We start from the raw sequence: 15,046 nt of genomic DNA on the forward strand, positions 1-15,046 counted from the left end.
CTTAATTTTTTTGTTTGAAACCCAATCTAGCGCAGTGTTTGAAGTTGCTAGGATGGAGGTAATAGAGGATAGGCAGTACTACTAAATTAAATTTATTGGAGGTTTTACAGAAATGGCAACGAATAAATCACCGAAAACAACTACTCAAACTCTCGAAGAGGCACTGAATCTGCAAGTGGCTAACTTCTCCGTCCTTTATATGAAGCTGCATCATTATCACTGGTTTGTTACAGGGCCTACATTCTTCTCCTTGCATCCTAAATTTGAAGAAATGTACAATGAGATTACGCTCCATCTGGACGCATTAGCAGAGCGTATGTTAGGACAAGGATATAAGCCGGCATCTCGCCTCAAAGATGTGTTGAGTATCTCTTCGATTAAAGAAGCTGAAGGCGGTGAAAGCGCCGAAGAAATGGTAACACAACTGGTAGCGGATTATACCCAGGTGTGCACGGAGCTGGATGAGGCGATCACCATGGCCGAAGAGGAAGAAGAAGACCAAGCTACGGCGGATCTGTTGACTCAATTTAAACAAGCCATTGAAAAGCATGTATACATGTTGAATAATTTCTTAGGCAAAAAAAGATAAAAATAAAACGAGGCTGTCCCAAGGGTAACTAAACCTTAAAGGACAGCCTTCTTTATTTTCTGAAATTTTGTAAATCCATACTTATGGAACAGCCTATATACAACAATAAAACCGTCCGACGGCCTTCAGCCATCGAACGGTTATTATTTGTTCGCGTACACCTTAAACTAACAGACCGCGGTCAACTTGATTCATGGTGACTTGAACCAATTCATACGAAGAGACGTTCGGTGTGATTGAACCGTTGGGACCCAAGATCACATTCTCTAAGTCCGCGCCTGGAGGCACCGTACATCCTTCTAAAATTACGCAATTCTTTACGCGGGCTCCGCGTTCAATATGCACTTTGCTGAATATTACCGAACTTTCCACACTTCCTTCAATGACACAGTCACCCGCAATCAACGAATTACGAACGATGGATTGTTGGGAATAATGTGTCGGAGAAGATTCCTCGGCATGGGTATAGATGGTATGATCACCGCCAAACAGTTGATCCCATACCTGCGGCTTCAACAAGTCCAGGCTGTGTTTCAGATAACTTCCGGCAGAATCAATATGCGCCGTATAACCATAGTACGGATGTGCAAATACATCATATTGGTCGGCGTTCTCCAGAACTGCATTCATGAGCACGGTGTGAATACCTTCATCATAAGTTTTCTTAATCAGATCAATTAAGAAGGTCCGACTCATCATGGCCGTGCCTAAGAACACATTCTGTATTCCCCTGCGGTTCATACCGGCTTCTTCCGTTGCGATGACATATCCTTTACGGTCAAGTGTCAACACATCGCAATCCAATGAAACTTCTTCTTGCATCGAATCTGTTGGCTTATACAGCAAAGTAACTTCAGCACCGCGCTGTTCATGCACTTGACGCATTTGGAGGTAATTTTCCGTACATAACACATGACTGGAAGTAAGGATTACATATTTCTCCTCACAGCTTTCTAGGTAATCGAGATGGCTATGGAATTTATGCACATCACCTGTCATATAACCAAAGTCAAGTACAGTCGGCAACACCGTCAAACCGCCGCGACGACGACGTTCCATCCCCCATGTCCGTCCGGACGATACATGATTAATCAGCTCACGGGATTGGACATTGGAAAGTACCGCCGCTTTCGTGATACCTGAGTTCACCAGGTTCGAAAGCGCGAAATCCACCAGTTTGTAATTCGCTGCAAAAGGCAAAGTCCCTACACAACGGTTCCACGTCAAATCAGAGAGTGCCTCTTCTCTTTGATGTGTCAAATTAACAATACCCAGTATATCCTGCATGATTAACCGATCCTTTCAAGAAGATGTAATAGTTGCTTTTCGCGGGAAGTAAAGACGATGGTATTGTCCTTTTCAACCGGGTTCAAATCTTCTTTGCAGAAGAGCGAAACCTGTTGTGAATTGCCGATCATATCTCCGTCCGCAATGATAGTGCCTTCTCCAATGATCGCGTTATGAATTTGCACATTCTCACCAATCTTCACATTCGGCATAATGACCGAGTTTCGGATCAAGGAGCCCTGTCCCACCTGAACACCATAAGAAAGAACGGAGCTATCAACGTCCCCGAAGATCTGGCAGCCTTCGCTTAACAATGAATTGCTTACAGAAGCGGGACCGCCGATATATTGCGGTGCACGATTCTGATTAGCCGTATACAGGGGCCAAGCTTTGGAATTCAACCGAAATTCCGGTTCATCCCCCAATAAATCCATGTGGGCATCCCAGAGACTTTCAATCGTGCCGACATCTCTCCAATACCCTTCGAAAGGATAAGCGTAAAGCTTCACATCATTGGCAAGCATGGCCGGAATGACATCTTTACCGAAGTCATGAGTGGAGCCCGGCATTTGCTCATCTCGCAGCAGATACGTGCGCAGAACATCCCATTTGAAAACATAAATGCCCATGGACGCCAAGTTGCTCTTCGGCTGCGCCGGCTTTTCCACAAATTCTGTAACTCGGTTCCGATCATCTGTCGACATGATGCCGAAGCGGCTCGCTTCATCCCATTTCACGCCGATGACTGAAATCGTGACATCCGCACCGGTTTCCTTATGTCGGTCAATCAAGGCGCGATAGTCCATGTTATAAATGTGATCTCCGGATAAAATAAGCACGTGTTCCGGATTGCAGCTATCCAGATAATTGAGATTCTGGTATACCGCATTTGCCGTACCGGTATACCATTTCATCTCCTTCTTCTCCATGTACGGAGGCAGAACGGTTAAACCGCCGCGATCATGATGCAGGTCCCATGGTGTTCCGACACCGAGGTGAGATCCCAGCGCAAGCGGTTGGTACTGAGTCAATACGCCGACCGTATCAATCCCTGAATTTGCGCAATTGCTCAATGCAAAATCAATGATTCGATACTTCCCTCCAAAATGGACTGCGGGCTTAGCTACGTTGGCCGTGAGCGCTTTCAGTCTTGAACCCTCTCCTCCCGCCAAAAGCATCGCCACACATTCTGTTTGTTTCATTCTATATCGTCACCTTTCATCGTGTAGTAAACATAGTCTGTGATACGAACGTTTCAACGTTTGATATGAATTTATACACGCAATGCTATCATTTGAAACAATATATTTTGGATAATGTCACGAAGTTTCATAGAAAGGGGAATGAATCATGAGTTTCATGTAAAAGTAAACAAGAAAAAGCCGATCCGATCTCCGTAGGAGAATTCGAATCGGCTTTACATGGATATATTAACCATCCATCACATCTTGATACCCTGTAAGTAAGTCCTTTAATTTATCCACAGCGCGTTTCTGAATGCGGGATACGCTCATCTGGGATACTCCGAGCATCTGTGCAATCATACGCTGAGATAATCCTTTCTCATAAGCCAGCACTAGAACCTTCTGTTCTTCTTCTTTCAGTTTCACAAAGGCTTCGCGCAAATCCAGTTTCTTCTCAACGGAATCATAATCGTCAACCCCGCTGCCGATGAGATCGCCGATTGTAGCCGCGCTTTCTTCATGCGAAAGCGGAGTGTCCAAGGATACATACTTGTAACACTCGCGACCTGCAAGTACTTCCATCGTTTCTTCCAAAGAAAGATCCAGGTGTTGCGCGATTTCTTCCACAGAAGGAGAGCGCTCCAACTTGACCGTAAGATCGTCAATAGCTTGTTGGATGACGAAGCCCTTCTCTTTCACCCGGCGCGGCACTTGAACATACCACGCCTTATCGCGCAGATAGTTTTTCATGTGACCGATTACGCTCTTCATAGCGTACGGTTCAAATTGAATACCTACATTTGTATCATATTGGTCAAACAATCGGAGCAGGGAGAGTTGCCCTACTTGATACAGATCTTCATACAAATCGGGACGGTTACGAGATATTTTGCCTGCCGCGATTTTCACAATCGGCTCGTATTGTTTGAGCAATTCGGTAGCGATATCGTTGTCATGACTTTGCTGGTATTCTAAGATCTGTCCGATCCAGTCTCTTGGTGAATCCGAAGCTGAATTCGGCATTAGGCCATCTCCTTCTCCTGGCTGCGGCTTAGCAGTTTGGTCAGTACAACCTCCGTACCGGTTTCGCTTTCTACACGTACATCATCCATGAGTGCTTGCATCAAGTAAAGCCCTAACCCACCTGCTTGCACTTCATCCAATTGCTTGTTGTGCATTGAAGCATTCTCTGTATCACGTCCGCCCACATCGAAGCTTTTACCTTCGTCTTTAACCGTAATCGTTAAAGAATCGATACCGCGCTCGAAGCGGATTTCCATATATCCCGCCGCAATCCCTTCATAAGCATGAAGCACAGCATTGTTACAGGCTTCAGATACGGCTACTTTCATGTCCTCGACTTGTTCATACGTAAATCCCATCTTTACAGCTATGCCGTACAGGGTCAATCTAACAATATCCACATACTCCGCGTCTGCCGGCAATCTCAGACTAACGTATTTATCAGATGCATTCATTCTGTTCCCTTCCCTTTCTTATGCAAATTGTCCGTTGGTTGGAATAAATTTCGATACACCCGTCATATCGAATAAACGCTTGATCTTAACCGGAATTTCCTCCACTAAAAAAGGACCTTCATTCGCCGTTCTAGCTTTGAGTATGGAGAGGATAATGCCGATGCCTGTGCTGTCAATATAACTTAATTCTTTAAGGTTCAAGATTAATGTACGTTCTGTCTGTTCAATTAGCGGTTCCACCGCGGAACGCATTTCACCGGCCATCGACAAATCCAGTTCTCCGCTGATGTAAACTACACATTCAGTTTCTTTGTTTTCTGTTGTTACTTTGAACTTATCCATTTGATTCATTAAGATCCCTCTCTATATACAAAGTTATTTTATAACTATCTGTGTTAATTAAACCACATTTGTTAGCTTTGAAACATCTAAACGAAAAATGTATTTTCGGGACTTTTTGCATACTTCCTGTTTAATTTTCCTAAAGCGGTGGTAAGGAAAGATAGACGTTGAGACGAATTACCCAAATACAGGAGGTTAGGATCATGGACGAAAATAAGAATGTTGAAATTGAACAACGGCATGTTGAGCACAAATCGGATTCAAGTTTGGTTGCTTCAACTCTAATCAAATATTTGGCATACGTCATCATTATCTTCGGAATCCTTTATTTCTTGGTTCAATACGTTTTCCCTAAATTCTAGATTTTCAAATTACTACAGAGGTGACATCGAATGAGAACGCAAACGATACAAGTAATGAAGAAAAATAAACAATTCTTAAGCTCCCCCGTACGCGCAGTGAAGAAGCATGCGGAATCCAAGGATCATCCTCTTCAGGAATTTTACAAGCTGATGCTGGAGTACGGGACGCCGAAGACCAAACAACAAATACTCCAGATGGGATTAGCATCCCCAGTTAAGTAAATTAACTGCATCAGTGGACATGAGAAAAGCCGGATTAGAGTCAAGACTCTAATCCGGCTTTTCTCATGTGAGAATCTGGTGCAACAAACGTTTAACCTGTTCCAGTTTCAGTGGTTTAGGAATAAAGTCGATCATGCCGGCATCCAAACATTTTTCTTTATCTCCATCTAACACGTTGGCGGTCATAGCCACCATCGGGGGGTGCTTGTCTGTCCTTGCATGAATCAATCTCGCAGCCTCCAAACCGTCCATTACTGGCATATGGATATCCAAGAGAATGAGATCATAGTCCCTGGTTTCCGACCATTGTACCGCAAGTTCACCGTTTTCCGCGATGTCAAAGCTGTAGCCTAACTTTTGAAGCATACACGAAATTAACTGCTGATTAATATCATTATCCTCCGCTACAAGGATATGTTTATGCTGAAGCTCACCTTCAGCCTCCGCACTGCTGGCACAATAGGGTTCCGTTTCTTCCATGAAGTGATCCGACTTGTAAGGTTCCAACAGAATGGTAAATATAAACATCGTCCCGTTTTGCTCTTCGGGAGTTTCCACCCGAATCCGGCCCCCCATCAGTTCAACCAAATTTTTGCAGATGGCTAAACCCAATCCGGTTCCGCCGTATTTACGCGTCATGGATGAGTCCAATTGAGAGAAAGGCTTGAACAGCTGCGGCATTTTATCTGCCTGAATCCCGATACCCGTATCACGCACACAGAATTCTAGTTCAATATATTCCTCGTCCTCTTGCTTCTTAGAAACAACAATATAGACGCCGCCTTGATCCGTGAATTTCACCGCGTTTCCGACCAGGTTCATCAGGACTTGACGCAGCCTCGTTACATCGCCAATGTACCAAGACGGAAGGCCAGGATCAATACAAGTCACCATTTCAAGATTGCGCTCTTTGGACTTGGCGCTAAATAGATCCAATGTCTCTTCTATGCAAGAAGAGATACTGAAAGGATGCGGATCCAGCTCCATTCTTCCGGATTCCATCTTGGAAATATCCAAAATATCGTTGATAATCGCAACGAGGGAATCACCGCTCTTCCGAATAATATCGGCATATTCACGCTGCTCTTCGGATAAATCGGTTTCCAATAGCAGATCCGTCATGCCGATGACTCCGTTCATGGGTGTACGAATTTCATGGCTCATCATGGCGAGAAACTCCGTCTTGGCTCTGGCGGCGATCTCCGCTTTTTCTTTAGCGTAAACCAATTGTCGCTCCGCTTGCTTTCGCTCCGTAATATCCGAGACAGTGCAGGCAAAAATTCTTACTTCATCGATGAGGGCTTCACCTATCTGTATTTCAGCATCAAACGAGGTACCATTGGCGCGTCTGGGTTTCACTTCAGACAACTTACCTACTATATATTTTCCGGACAAACCCTTTCCTGCTGCCTCGCCGGAACGATTCTCAAGGTCAGAAAGAGCAGGAAGAATCAGGTGTATGTCTTTATCAACCAGATCCGTGTCAGGATAACCAAACATGATTTCCACTGCGGGATTGACCGTCATAATTCGACCTTCTTCATTAAACGTAATCATGGAATCGATCGAGGTTTGGTGAATCATCCTTGCCTGTGCTTCCACTTTGGTCAATGAATACGTGACCCTAAGCAGCTCGTTGTTCATTTTCTCAAGCTCGAGTGTTTTCTGGTGCAAAAGGTTCGTTTGCATTTGTAATGTTTTTGTGCTGATATACAGGCTGACAAAGCCTTCAATCTTGGATTTCAGAATCTGGGGAACGAACGGCTTGACCATATAATCCATAGCGCCGACCGAATAGCCGGCAAATAAGTGATTCGTTTCTTTACTGTTCGCTGAAATAAAAATGATCGGGATGTGTTTGGTTTTGTCTCTCGCTTTAATCAGTCTGGCGGTTTGAAAACCATCCATTCCGGGCATTTGCACATCCAGCACAATTACGGCAAAATCATATTTAAGCAGGTACCGTAACGCTTCTTCACCGGAATTCGCTTTAATCAAGTTGTAGTTTTCATCGGTTAGTACGGCTTCAAGCGTCAACAGGTTTTCAGGTTGATCATCGACCAGTAACAGATTGACGGGTTCGTTATATGATTGAGACATATTCTCATTCTTCCTCCTTTCCTGTGAACTATCTAACCTTGCGGTAAAGCTTCTCTTTATCGCTCAACACTTCATATTGAGCCATATGGGCGGTGAAATTAATGGATTCTTTATTTCCTAATGCCAATACGCCGTCCATAGCCAAACTTTCGTAGAATAATCTGTGAACTCTGTCCTGAAGCACTTTATCGAAGTAAATCATTACATTCCGGCAAAAGATGACCTGAAACTCATTAAAAGATCGGTCCGTGGCGAGATTGTGTTCTGCGAAAATAATATTTTTCTTTAGAAATGGCTGGAAAATGACGGAATTATATTTAGCCGTATAATACTCCGAGAACGACTGCGTGCCGCCGGCATCCATATAATTCTTCGTGTAATCTTTCATCTTCTCCAGAGGAAATAAACCTTCTTTGGCTTTATCCAGAGAGAATTGGTTCATATCCGTCGCGTAAATCCGGGTACGATCATATAATCCTTCTTCGTGCAGCATGATCGCCATAGAATAAACTTCTTCCCCGGTTGAGCACCCAGCATGCCATATACGCAAGTAGGGATAGTTCCTTAAAATCGGTATTAGATGTTCGCGAAACCATCGAAACATCGTCGGATTGCGGAACATTTCAGTCACAGGAATACTTAAATCAGAAAGCAGTCTTTCCAGCGCTCCCCGATCGTGTAATATTCTTTCTTGCAAAGCGGATACCGTTTGTAGCTTCTCTGTATGAATCCGGTGCCAGATCCGACGCCGCAGGGAAGAGTATGCGTAATTCCGAAAATCGAAACCATAGAACCGATGAATACCGTCCAGCATCAATTCTATTTCAATTTTCTCCCGTTCATCTTCGCGGTTCATCATGTCATCCATGGCTATAACTTCCTTTTTGTCCAGATCTTCTAGTATAAATTATTTATAAAGCCAAACTCTCATTAATGATAGCAATTGATCGGGTTGAATCGGTTTAATCACATAGTCGGAAGCTCCGGCTTCAATACACTTCTGACGGTCATCCTTCATGGCTTTAGCTGTAAGCGCAATGATGGGCAATTTGGAATATTTAGGCATCTCCCGGATGTTCTGCATCGCTTCATATCCGTCCATTTCGGGCATCATAATATCCATCAGCACCAGGTCATAGTTCGCTTTGGTGTTCAATTGCTCCAGAGCCTCTCTGCCGTTCTCGGCAAAGCTGACTTGCATTCCGTATGCTTCAAGTACACTGGAGATTGCGAATACATTGCGTATATCATCATCCACCAACAAAATGCGTTTACCGTCAAAGATCGCTTCCTTGTTCTGGTAGCGGCGAAGCATCTCCCGTTTCTCCAGTGGTAAATCCGCTTCAATCCGATGCAGGAACAGCATAGTTTCATCCAACAGACGCTCAGGTGTGCGGACATCCTTAATGATAATGGCTTCAGCGTATCGCTTTAATTTCACTTCCGTGTACTTATCCATCTCTTTACTTACGTGAATGATAATGGGCATTCCTTTCAACTCATCGCTGGCACGAATCAGGTCGAGTAACTCAAATCCGGAAATATCCGTTAATTCCATATCCAGAACCATACAATCAAACTGTTGATTCCTCAGGATCTCTATCGCTTCTTCACCCGTATGCACTTCAGTAATCATAATGTCGTCATGCCCAATCAAGTCAACCAGTTCCTTACATTGCTTTATATCACTCTCAACAATTAAGAGCTTCCGAAGGTTTCGTTCAATGAAACCTTCAATCTCTGAAAACACTTGCTCCAGACGATCGCGCTCGGAAGGCTTCTTCAAGAAAGCCATTGCCCCCATAGTCAGACCCTGATGTATCTCATCGGCCACCGAGATGACGTGTACAGGAATATGCCTTGTTTCGGCAGCATTTTTCAGATGATGCAGAATGGACCAGCCGTCCATAACAGGTAATTGAATATCGAGTAAAATCGCATCAGGAGTATACATCTTAGCCAAGGATAATCCTTGATCCCCTTGTTGCGCGGTAATCACCTTAAAGCCCCGGTTGCGGGCCATATCCATTAGTATTTTCGCGAAATTGACATCATCCTCTACAATCAGGATTACCCGGTCTTCCGAATTCAGATCCGCTCGGTCATCCTCCAAACTTGGCATAGGAGCCTCACTTAATCCTTTGCCCGATTCGATCGTAGCTATAACTTCGTGATATAACGGCACTGTAACAATCGGTTGTTCCACACTTGCCGCCGCCTCTTGCATGGCGCTCGAGTTAAGTTGCAGCGGAATGGTTAATATGAAGGTGCTTCCCTGACCTTCGATACTTTCTACTTCTAGGTTGCCGTGCAACAGTTTGGCAAGCTCTCTGCTTATGGATAAGCCTAAACCCGTTCCACCGTATTTACGGGAGGTTGTACCGTCGGCTTGTCTAAATGCCTCGAAAATAAGTTCCTGCTTCTCCTGAGGAATGCCGATTCCGGAATCCCTAACAATCATTCGTACCGACTGATCACCGGTTGCCTCCATGGAGAGGGACACATAACCTAAATTAGTAAATTTAAAAGCATTGGAAAGCAAGTTTTTCAGAATTTGTTTCAGGCGCTGCGTGTCCGTATATAAAGTAGGCGGCAGCATGGCGTCAACTTTGACCTGAAAATCTATTTTCTTATCGGAAGCGACAGGGCCGAAATTGCGTTCCACATAGGAAACCAGACTTTGAATTTGCAGAGGTTCCGCATACACATCCATCTTGCCTGTTTCTACTTTGGACAGATCGAGAATTTCATCGATAAGTTTCAGTAAATCGCTTCCTGAACCATGAATCGTCTGTGCATATTCCAGTTGTTTATCGTTTAAATTACCTTCTTTATTATCCGCTAACAATTGGGATAAAATAAGCAATGAATTTAGTGGTGTTCTTAATTCATGCGACATATTGGCCAAGAATTCGGTCTTGTATTTGGAAGCCAGGGCTAATTCTAAGGCTTGCTTCTCAAGCGATTGGCGTTGAAGTTCCACTTCGTGATGCTTCGTGTCGGTTTGCTTGATTTGTTCTTGAAGCAGCTGGGTTTTCATGACCAACTCTTCGTTACTGTGCTCCAAATCCGCTTGTTGGCGCTGTAACAGATCCTCGGATTTCATTAAAGCATGGGTATGCTGCTCCAGCTTCTCATTGGAAACCCTTAGTTCTTCCTGCTGCGCCATTAATTCTTCAGATTGTGCTTGCAGCTCCTCTGTCATCGTCTGGGATTCACGAAGCAGGTCTTCGACTTTCATGCGGCCGATAATTCGATTCATTATAAATCCGGTGCTGTCGGCTAACTGAGATAACAAATCTAATTCCAAGGATGTAAACTCCGACATTTTGCCCATTTCAATAACTCCGAGCACCTTATCTTCAAATCGCACAGGTTGCACAACCACGCTCGCAGGTAAGGCTTCGCTCAAAGCGGAAGTAACTCTGATATGCTCCGAAGTGATACCCTTCAGCAGAATTTGACGGTTGTCACGTAACGCCTGACCAGCCAAGCCATCCCCTGCCATAAGGCTTTGGCGTCCGTTCGCTTGGTTAAAGCCGTATGTTCCGTGTAAACGCAACAAGTCTTCATTATGTTCATCGACGATATACACCGCCCCGAAGGAGGCCCCCAACACAGGCGTAAATTCACTTGAAAAAGTCTGTGCCAGCTTAGACAGATCCGTAATTTCGCCATAAACTTCCGTAAGGCGGGCTACATGCGTTTTGATCCAGGTCTGAGCTTCCTTCTCCTCCAATATTTTGCGTTCGGAGACATTGCGTTCTTCCAAATCCACAGCCAGTTTCTTAAACACAGTCGCCACTTCGCCAAGCTCATCCTTCGATGTAACTTTAACTCGGCTCAATGCCTTTAACTTACCTTTAGAAAATCCGCTCATCAATAAATTCACAACGTTAATACCGCGTGTAATTGAAATCGTAGTCCACAACACAATAGCCATGCCGATCAGCAATCCTAATAAAGTAAGGGATGATAACCACTGGATCGATTGACGGAACGTTGACGATGAATCGGAATAAGCCGAGTCCATCTTATTCTCTTCATAGGACATTAACTGCTCCGCCAGTTCCAGAAACCTCTCTTGAAGGCCGAGACCGGTAGCTGTACGAAGGGCTATGGCTTCTTCTACCTTCCCTGCCTTGGTCAGCCGGATAACTTCATCCGCATACGTGTTAAATTGCTGAGCCAAACTCGCTCCCGTGTACGTTAGCTGTTGTTCTTGTTCATCAATCGTTGATGTTTCGCGCAACTTAACGGCTAATTCTTTATTCACTGCGACGCTTTCTTCCAGCCTCATCATGTTCGCAGCTGAATTGGTTTGGCCCGGAATCATAGCATTAGCGACGTATCTGGCCACCTTATTTACTTGCCCGCGCATGTTCTGCGCGTTCTTATAATTCTGATAACGTTCATTATAAATCATTTCCAGCTTTTCATTCATCGTAGACATTTGGTTATAAGCCAAAGTTGTCAATACAAGCATAATCAACATCATGGCGCTAAAGCCCAGCAGTAATTTGGCTCTGATCTTCACTTTACCATCCCCTTTCTTTCAAAATCATGTCTGCAGATTAAATCCATCGTTTCAGAGGATCTACGGCTTAATATCAATAATCACGATACACATATCATCCTGAATTTCTTGTCCTTCGAAGAAATGTTGATGTATGGTGTTAAGATCCGATTTCTGATAGGGAGCAAGCTTCGAAACCATGGCAGGAAACAACTCTTCATCTTCTTGAACCAGGTGGTCGGATAGTCCGTCTGTATACAGGACGATACGGCACTCCTCGTTATACTCCACGGTTTGGGTATGCACCTCAATTGAATCGAAAAATCCGATGGCGCAAGCGCCTTTGTCCAACGGTCTGGAACGACCTTGTTCCTCGAGCATTAAACCTGCGGGATGTCCTGCATTAGCGTATTGAATCGTTCTGTTCTTGGTATCGACCACCAGATAAATGGCCGTAAAATAATATTGTACAAATGAACCCGGCACATAAAGCTGATTCATGCGTCTGTTCAATTCCTGAATAACCTTCTGAGGCGTAATCATCGTGGTAATAATGTCTCTGAGCAAAGAAGCCACAAACATGCTGACCAAGGAGGATGAAATACCGTGGCCCATCACATCCAACAGAATGATGCCACGCCGATGTTCATCAATAGGATACCAAGCATACAGATCCCCCGCAAGTACGGCGGACGGCTGATAAATCGCTTGAATATGAATGTGATCCTCAAGCAAAGTAGGTGTCAATACACCTGTCTGTACTTGCTTGGCTAGCTGTAATTCGTTGCGCATATGATCATCACGTTCTTTGTGCCAATCCTTCTCATGCTTCAGGCGCAAAGCAACACGTATTCGGGCCAGCAGCTCGACACGGTTTATCGGTTTGGTTACATAGTCGATCGCGCCCGCATCTAATGCTTCTGCCAGCTTATTGGAGTCTCCTAACGCCGTAACCATAATAACAGGAATATCTTTCAACGCCGGCAACAATTGAAGTCTGCGGCACGCTTCAATCCCATCCATATCCGGCATCATGATGTCCAGCAATATTAAATGAAAAGGCGAAGTTCCCTTGACTTCTTCCTGCTCCAGCAGCTCAAACATGACCTGTGCGGACGGAGCGGTTATCAGATCGCGGTAGCCGGCCTTCTTCAGAATTTCTTTAATAATTATTAAATTGGTGGGATTGTCGTCAACAATCATTATGCTCATAGATCAAGGCTCCTTCTTTAATTGATCCCACGGTGCTTCATCGAGATGTTCTGAGAATACACCAACCTCTATACTAGACCATCCTATCTGTAAAGTCTATGTCATTCACAGCAATACAGAAACCAATATATACAACATGTACCAACGGGATTACACACTCAAATATACCAATAAGGATGAGAGATTTGGGCTCTTTCATCCTTATTGGTATATTAATTAAACCGATTATAACGATATAAACACACGAAATCCCTTTTGAATCAACATAAGCATATATTTTTAGATTGCTGATTTAGAGAAATAATCCACACCTATCACAGCACCTGTTTTCGGATGAGTAAAGGCCTTAATTACATCGCTCGCACGTTCATATACATATCCGTCTTCCGCTACATAATCTGGCTTTCCGAAGTAACCATTCAAACCGGCTTTACTGATTCCAACTTGTCTTCCATTCACAGACATGAAACGTTTGGTGGCAGGTATCGAAATGTACTCCACAGTTCCTTCATAGAATCCGACAGCTCCGTCGCGAAATTTATATTCCACCGTTCCGAGCCATGAATCCTTTGAAACAGCTGATGGCGCTCCTTTATATTTAACAACAGCGCTTTTGGACTGACCCAATAGGATACCATTCACCGTAAGCGGAAGTTCAGAAGCTGAGTCCGTAGTTGCGTAAGTCCCAACGGATTGTATAGCTGCAACCTCTGCCGTATAGTTGGAAGCTTCTGAAACGCTGACTGTGCGGGTATGAGCCACCGATTCTTCCGCGAACGATGGAATTGCAGTTGACGCTGCTGTTAATGCGAGAAGCAAGACCCCTTTGAGTACATTCTTCATTGCTGCCACCCCTTTCAATCAAAAAACTCTATTTACATCGTTGACTTCACCTTGTTATTTTGCCAGCGGTTAATGATCCGGCTTCCCAAAGAAACATAGCTGGCAATGGAAGACACGCGGTTCAAAATATTAGGATTAGAGGAAGAAGCTACGGGATAACCCGTAGTAGGAACACGTTGTCCCGATCCGGTTTCACCTAATACGGCAGCCGTAACTTGCTTAACAGAATTCGTCACACCGTGCAAAACCTCGCCTACGTCTTGAGCAGTCTCAAAGAAAGGTTCAACCGAGTTGATCTTTCCTTTAACGTCAACCGTAATTTGATTTACCGTGTGCATTAATTGTTTCGCTTCCACCGTCAAATCATTAACCGTATGCTGTACCTCGGTAAGCGTTCGGTTCGTTTGTTCTAACGATTCCATTACTTTCTTAAGGGTTTTAATAAGAAATACGACTAAGATGGCGAAAGCCACGGCGATCACGGCGACACTGACTTGAGTTAACATATTGAGGTTCCTCCTTGATTTCAATCCTTCTGTGAGGATCGGTTATGTATGGAAAATACCCCACGGCTTCTTCTTTGAAACAAAGCAGGACGGGCGAATCCGGCTGCTCCACGGGCAAATAGAACCTCTTGTTTCACCCCGTTCAGATAGGGTTAAGAACTGACTATCGCAGCATAAAATTACGAAGGAGGAACAACATCATGTTGAAATGGAGTTTTATATTTCTAATCATTGCTTTAATCGCAGCCGTATTCGGATTTATGGGTATTGTCAGTGCAGCCGCAGGTATTGCCAAGGTTCTGTTCTTTGTATTCATCGTACTGTTCATCGTATCTTTGTTTACAGGCAGAAGCCGAGCCTAGATATCATTTACTGGTGCAAAATAAACCCAAAGAAGGCAAGCCG

General features: G+C 44.2%; 15 protein-coding genes. 4 read left to right on the plus strand and 11 right to left on the minus strand.

From position 1 onward, the window contains the following. The first annotated feature begins 112 nt into the window (after window positions 1–112). Window positions 113–589 carry a Dps family protein gene (locus tag SY83_RS19415; protein ID WP_068609545.1) on the plus strand — a complete coding sequence of 159 codons (477 nt, stop codon included), beginning with the start codon at window positions 113–115 and terminating at the stop codon, window positions 587–589. 162 nt (window positions 590–751) lie between these two features. On the opposite strand, the gene glgD is transcribed toward SY83_RS19415, so the two are convergent. From glgD to SY83_RS19440, 5 genes are all read right to left on the minus strand, one after another. Then, on the minus strand, window positions 752–1,876 hold the full coding sequence (glgD, locus tag SY83_RS19420) for a glucose-1-phosphate adenylyltransferase subunit GlgD (protein ID WP_068609547.1): 1,125 nt from the start codon (window positions 1,874–1,876) through the stop codon (window positions 752–754). Window positions 1,877–1,878: 2 nt separating this feature from the next. Beyond that, a complete protein-coding gene (locus SY83_RS19425) occupies window positions 1,879–3,078 on the minus strand; it encodes a glucose-1-phosphate adenylyltransferase (RefSeq protein ID WP_068609549.1) in 1,200 nt (399 codons plus the stop codon). Window positions 3,079–3,306: 228 nt separating this feature from the next. After that, window positions 3,307–4,083 (minus strand): sigma-70 family RNA polymerase sigma factor, encoded by a 777-nt coding sequence (locus SY83_RS19430; protein ID WP_068609551.1) that lies wholly within the window; start codon window positions 4,081–4,083, stop codon window positions 3,307–3,309. Further along, on the minus strand, window positions 4,083–4,538 hold the full coding sequence (rsbW, locus tag SY83_RS19435) for an anti-sigma B factor RsbW (protein WP_068609553.1): 456 nt from the start codon (window positions 4,536–4,538) through the stop codon (window positions 4,083–4,085). Before rsbW ends, SY83_RS19430 begins: the two co-directional genes overlap by 1 nt. Before the next feature lie 18 nt (window positions 4,539–4,556). Further along, on the minus strand, window positions 4,557–4,889 hold the full coding sequence (locus SY83_RS19440) for an STAS domain-containing protein (protein WP_068609555.1): 333 nt from the start codon (window positions 4,887–4,889) through the stop codon (window positions 4,557–4,559). 194 nt (window positions 4,890–5,083) lie between these two features. Here SY83_RS19440 and SY83_RS23385 point away from each other — a divergent pair, with 194 nt between their 5' ends. Then, window positions 5,084–5,242 carry a hypothetical protein gene (locus SY83_RS23385; protein ID WP_197479902.1) on the plus strand — a complete coding sequence of 53 codons (159 nt, stop codon included), beginning with the start codon at window positions 5,084–5,086 and terminating at the stop codon, window positions 5,240–5,242. Window positions 5,243–5,272: 30 nt separating this feature from the next. Beyond that, on the plus strand, window positions 5,273–5,464 hold the full coding sequence (locus tag SY83_RS19445) for a hypothetical protein (RefSeq protein ID WP_068609557.1): 192 nt from the start codon (window positions 5,273–5,275) through the stop codon (window positions 5,462–5,464). Between the two features lie 63 nt (window positions 5,465–5,527). Here the strand turns inward: SY83_RS19445 and SY83_RS19450 are convergent, their stop codons facing one another. The 6 genes from SY83_RS19450 to SY83_RS19475 form a co-directional block, all read right to left on the minus strand. After that, window positions 5,528–7,564, minus strand: coding sequence for a response regulator (locus SY83_RS19450; protein WP_068609558.1), 2,037 nt, complete (start codon window positions 7,562–7,564; stop codon window positions 5,528–5,530). A gap of 28 nt (window positions 7,565–7,592) precedes the next feature. Continuing rightward, a complete protein-coding gene (locus SY83_RS19455) occupies window positions 7,593–8,432 on the minus strand; it encodes a CheR family methyltransferase (RefSeq protein ID WP_068609560.1) in 840 nt (279 codons plus the stop codon). A 39-nt stretch (window positions 8,433–8,471) separates the two neighbouring features. Next, the gene (locus tag SY83_RS19460) at window positions 8,472–12,101 is read right to left on the minus strand and encodes a response regulator (protein WP_068609562.1); all 3,630 of its coding nucleotides are present in this window, start codon (window positions 12,099–12,101) and stop codon (window positions 8,472–8,474) included. Window positions 12,102–12,161: 60 nt separating this feature from the next. Then, entirely contained in the window at window positions 12,162–13,292 is a 1,131-nt protein-coding gene (locus SY83_RS19465; protein WP_068609564.1) for a PP2C family protein-serine/threonine phosphatase, read from the minus strand. Between the two features lie 279 nt (window positions 13,293–13,571). Further along, window positions 13,572–14,135, minus strand: coding sequence for a hypothetical protein (locus SY83_RS19470; RefSeq protein ID WP_068609566.1), 564 nt, complete (start codon window positions 14,133–14,135; stop codon window positions 13,572–13,574). Between the two features lie 32 nt (window positions 14,136–14,167). Further along, window positions 14,168–14,641, minus strand: a complete 474-nt coding sequence (locus SY83_RS19475) for a DUF948 domain-containing protein (protein WP_068609567.1) — start codon at window positions 14,639–14,641, stop codon at window positions 14,168–14,170. A 200-nt stretch (window positions 14,642–14,841) separates the two neighbouring features. Here SY83_RS19475 and SY83_RS22885 point away from each other — a divergent pair, with 200 nt between their 5' ends. Then, window positions 14,842–15,003: a DUF1328 domain-containing protein gene (locus SY83_RS22885; RefSeq protein WP_082882632.1), complete on the plus strand. Its 162-nt coding sequence runs from the start codon at window positions 14,842–14,844 to the stop codon at window positions 15,001–15,003. Window positions 15,004–15,046 lie beyond the last annotated feature (43 nt).

Source organism: Paenibacillus swuensis, from assembly GCF_001644605.1.
GTDB classification, from domain to species: domain Bacteria; phylum Bacillota; class Bacilli; order Paenibacillales; family DY6; genus Paenibacillus_N; species Paenibacillus_N swuensis.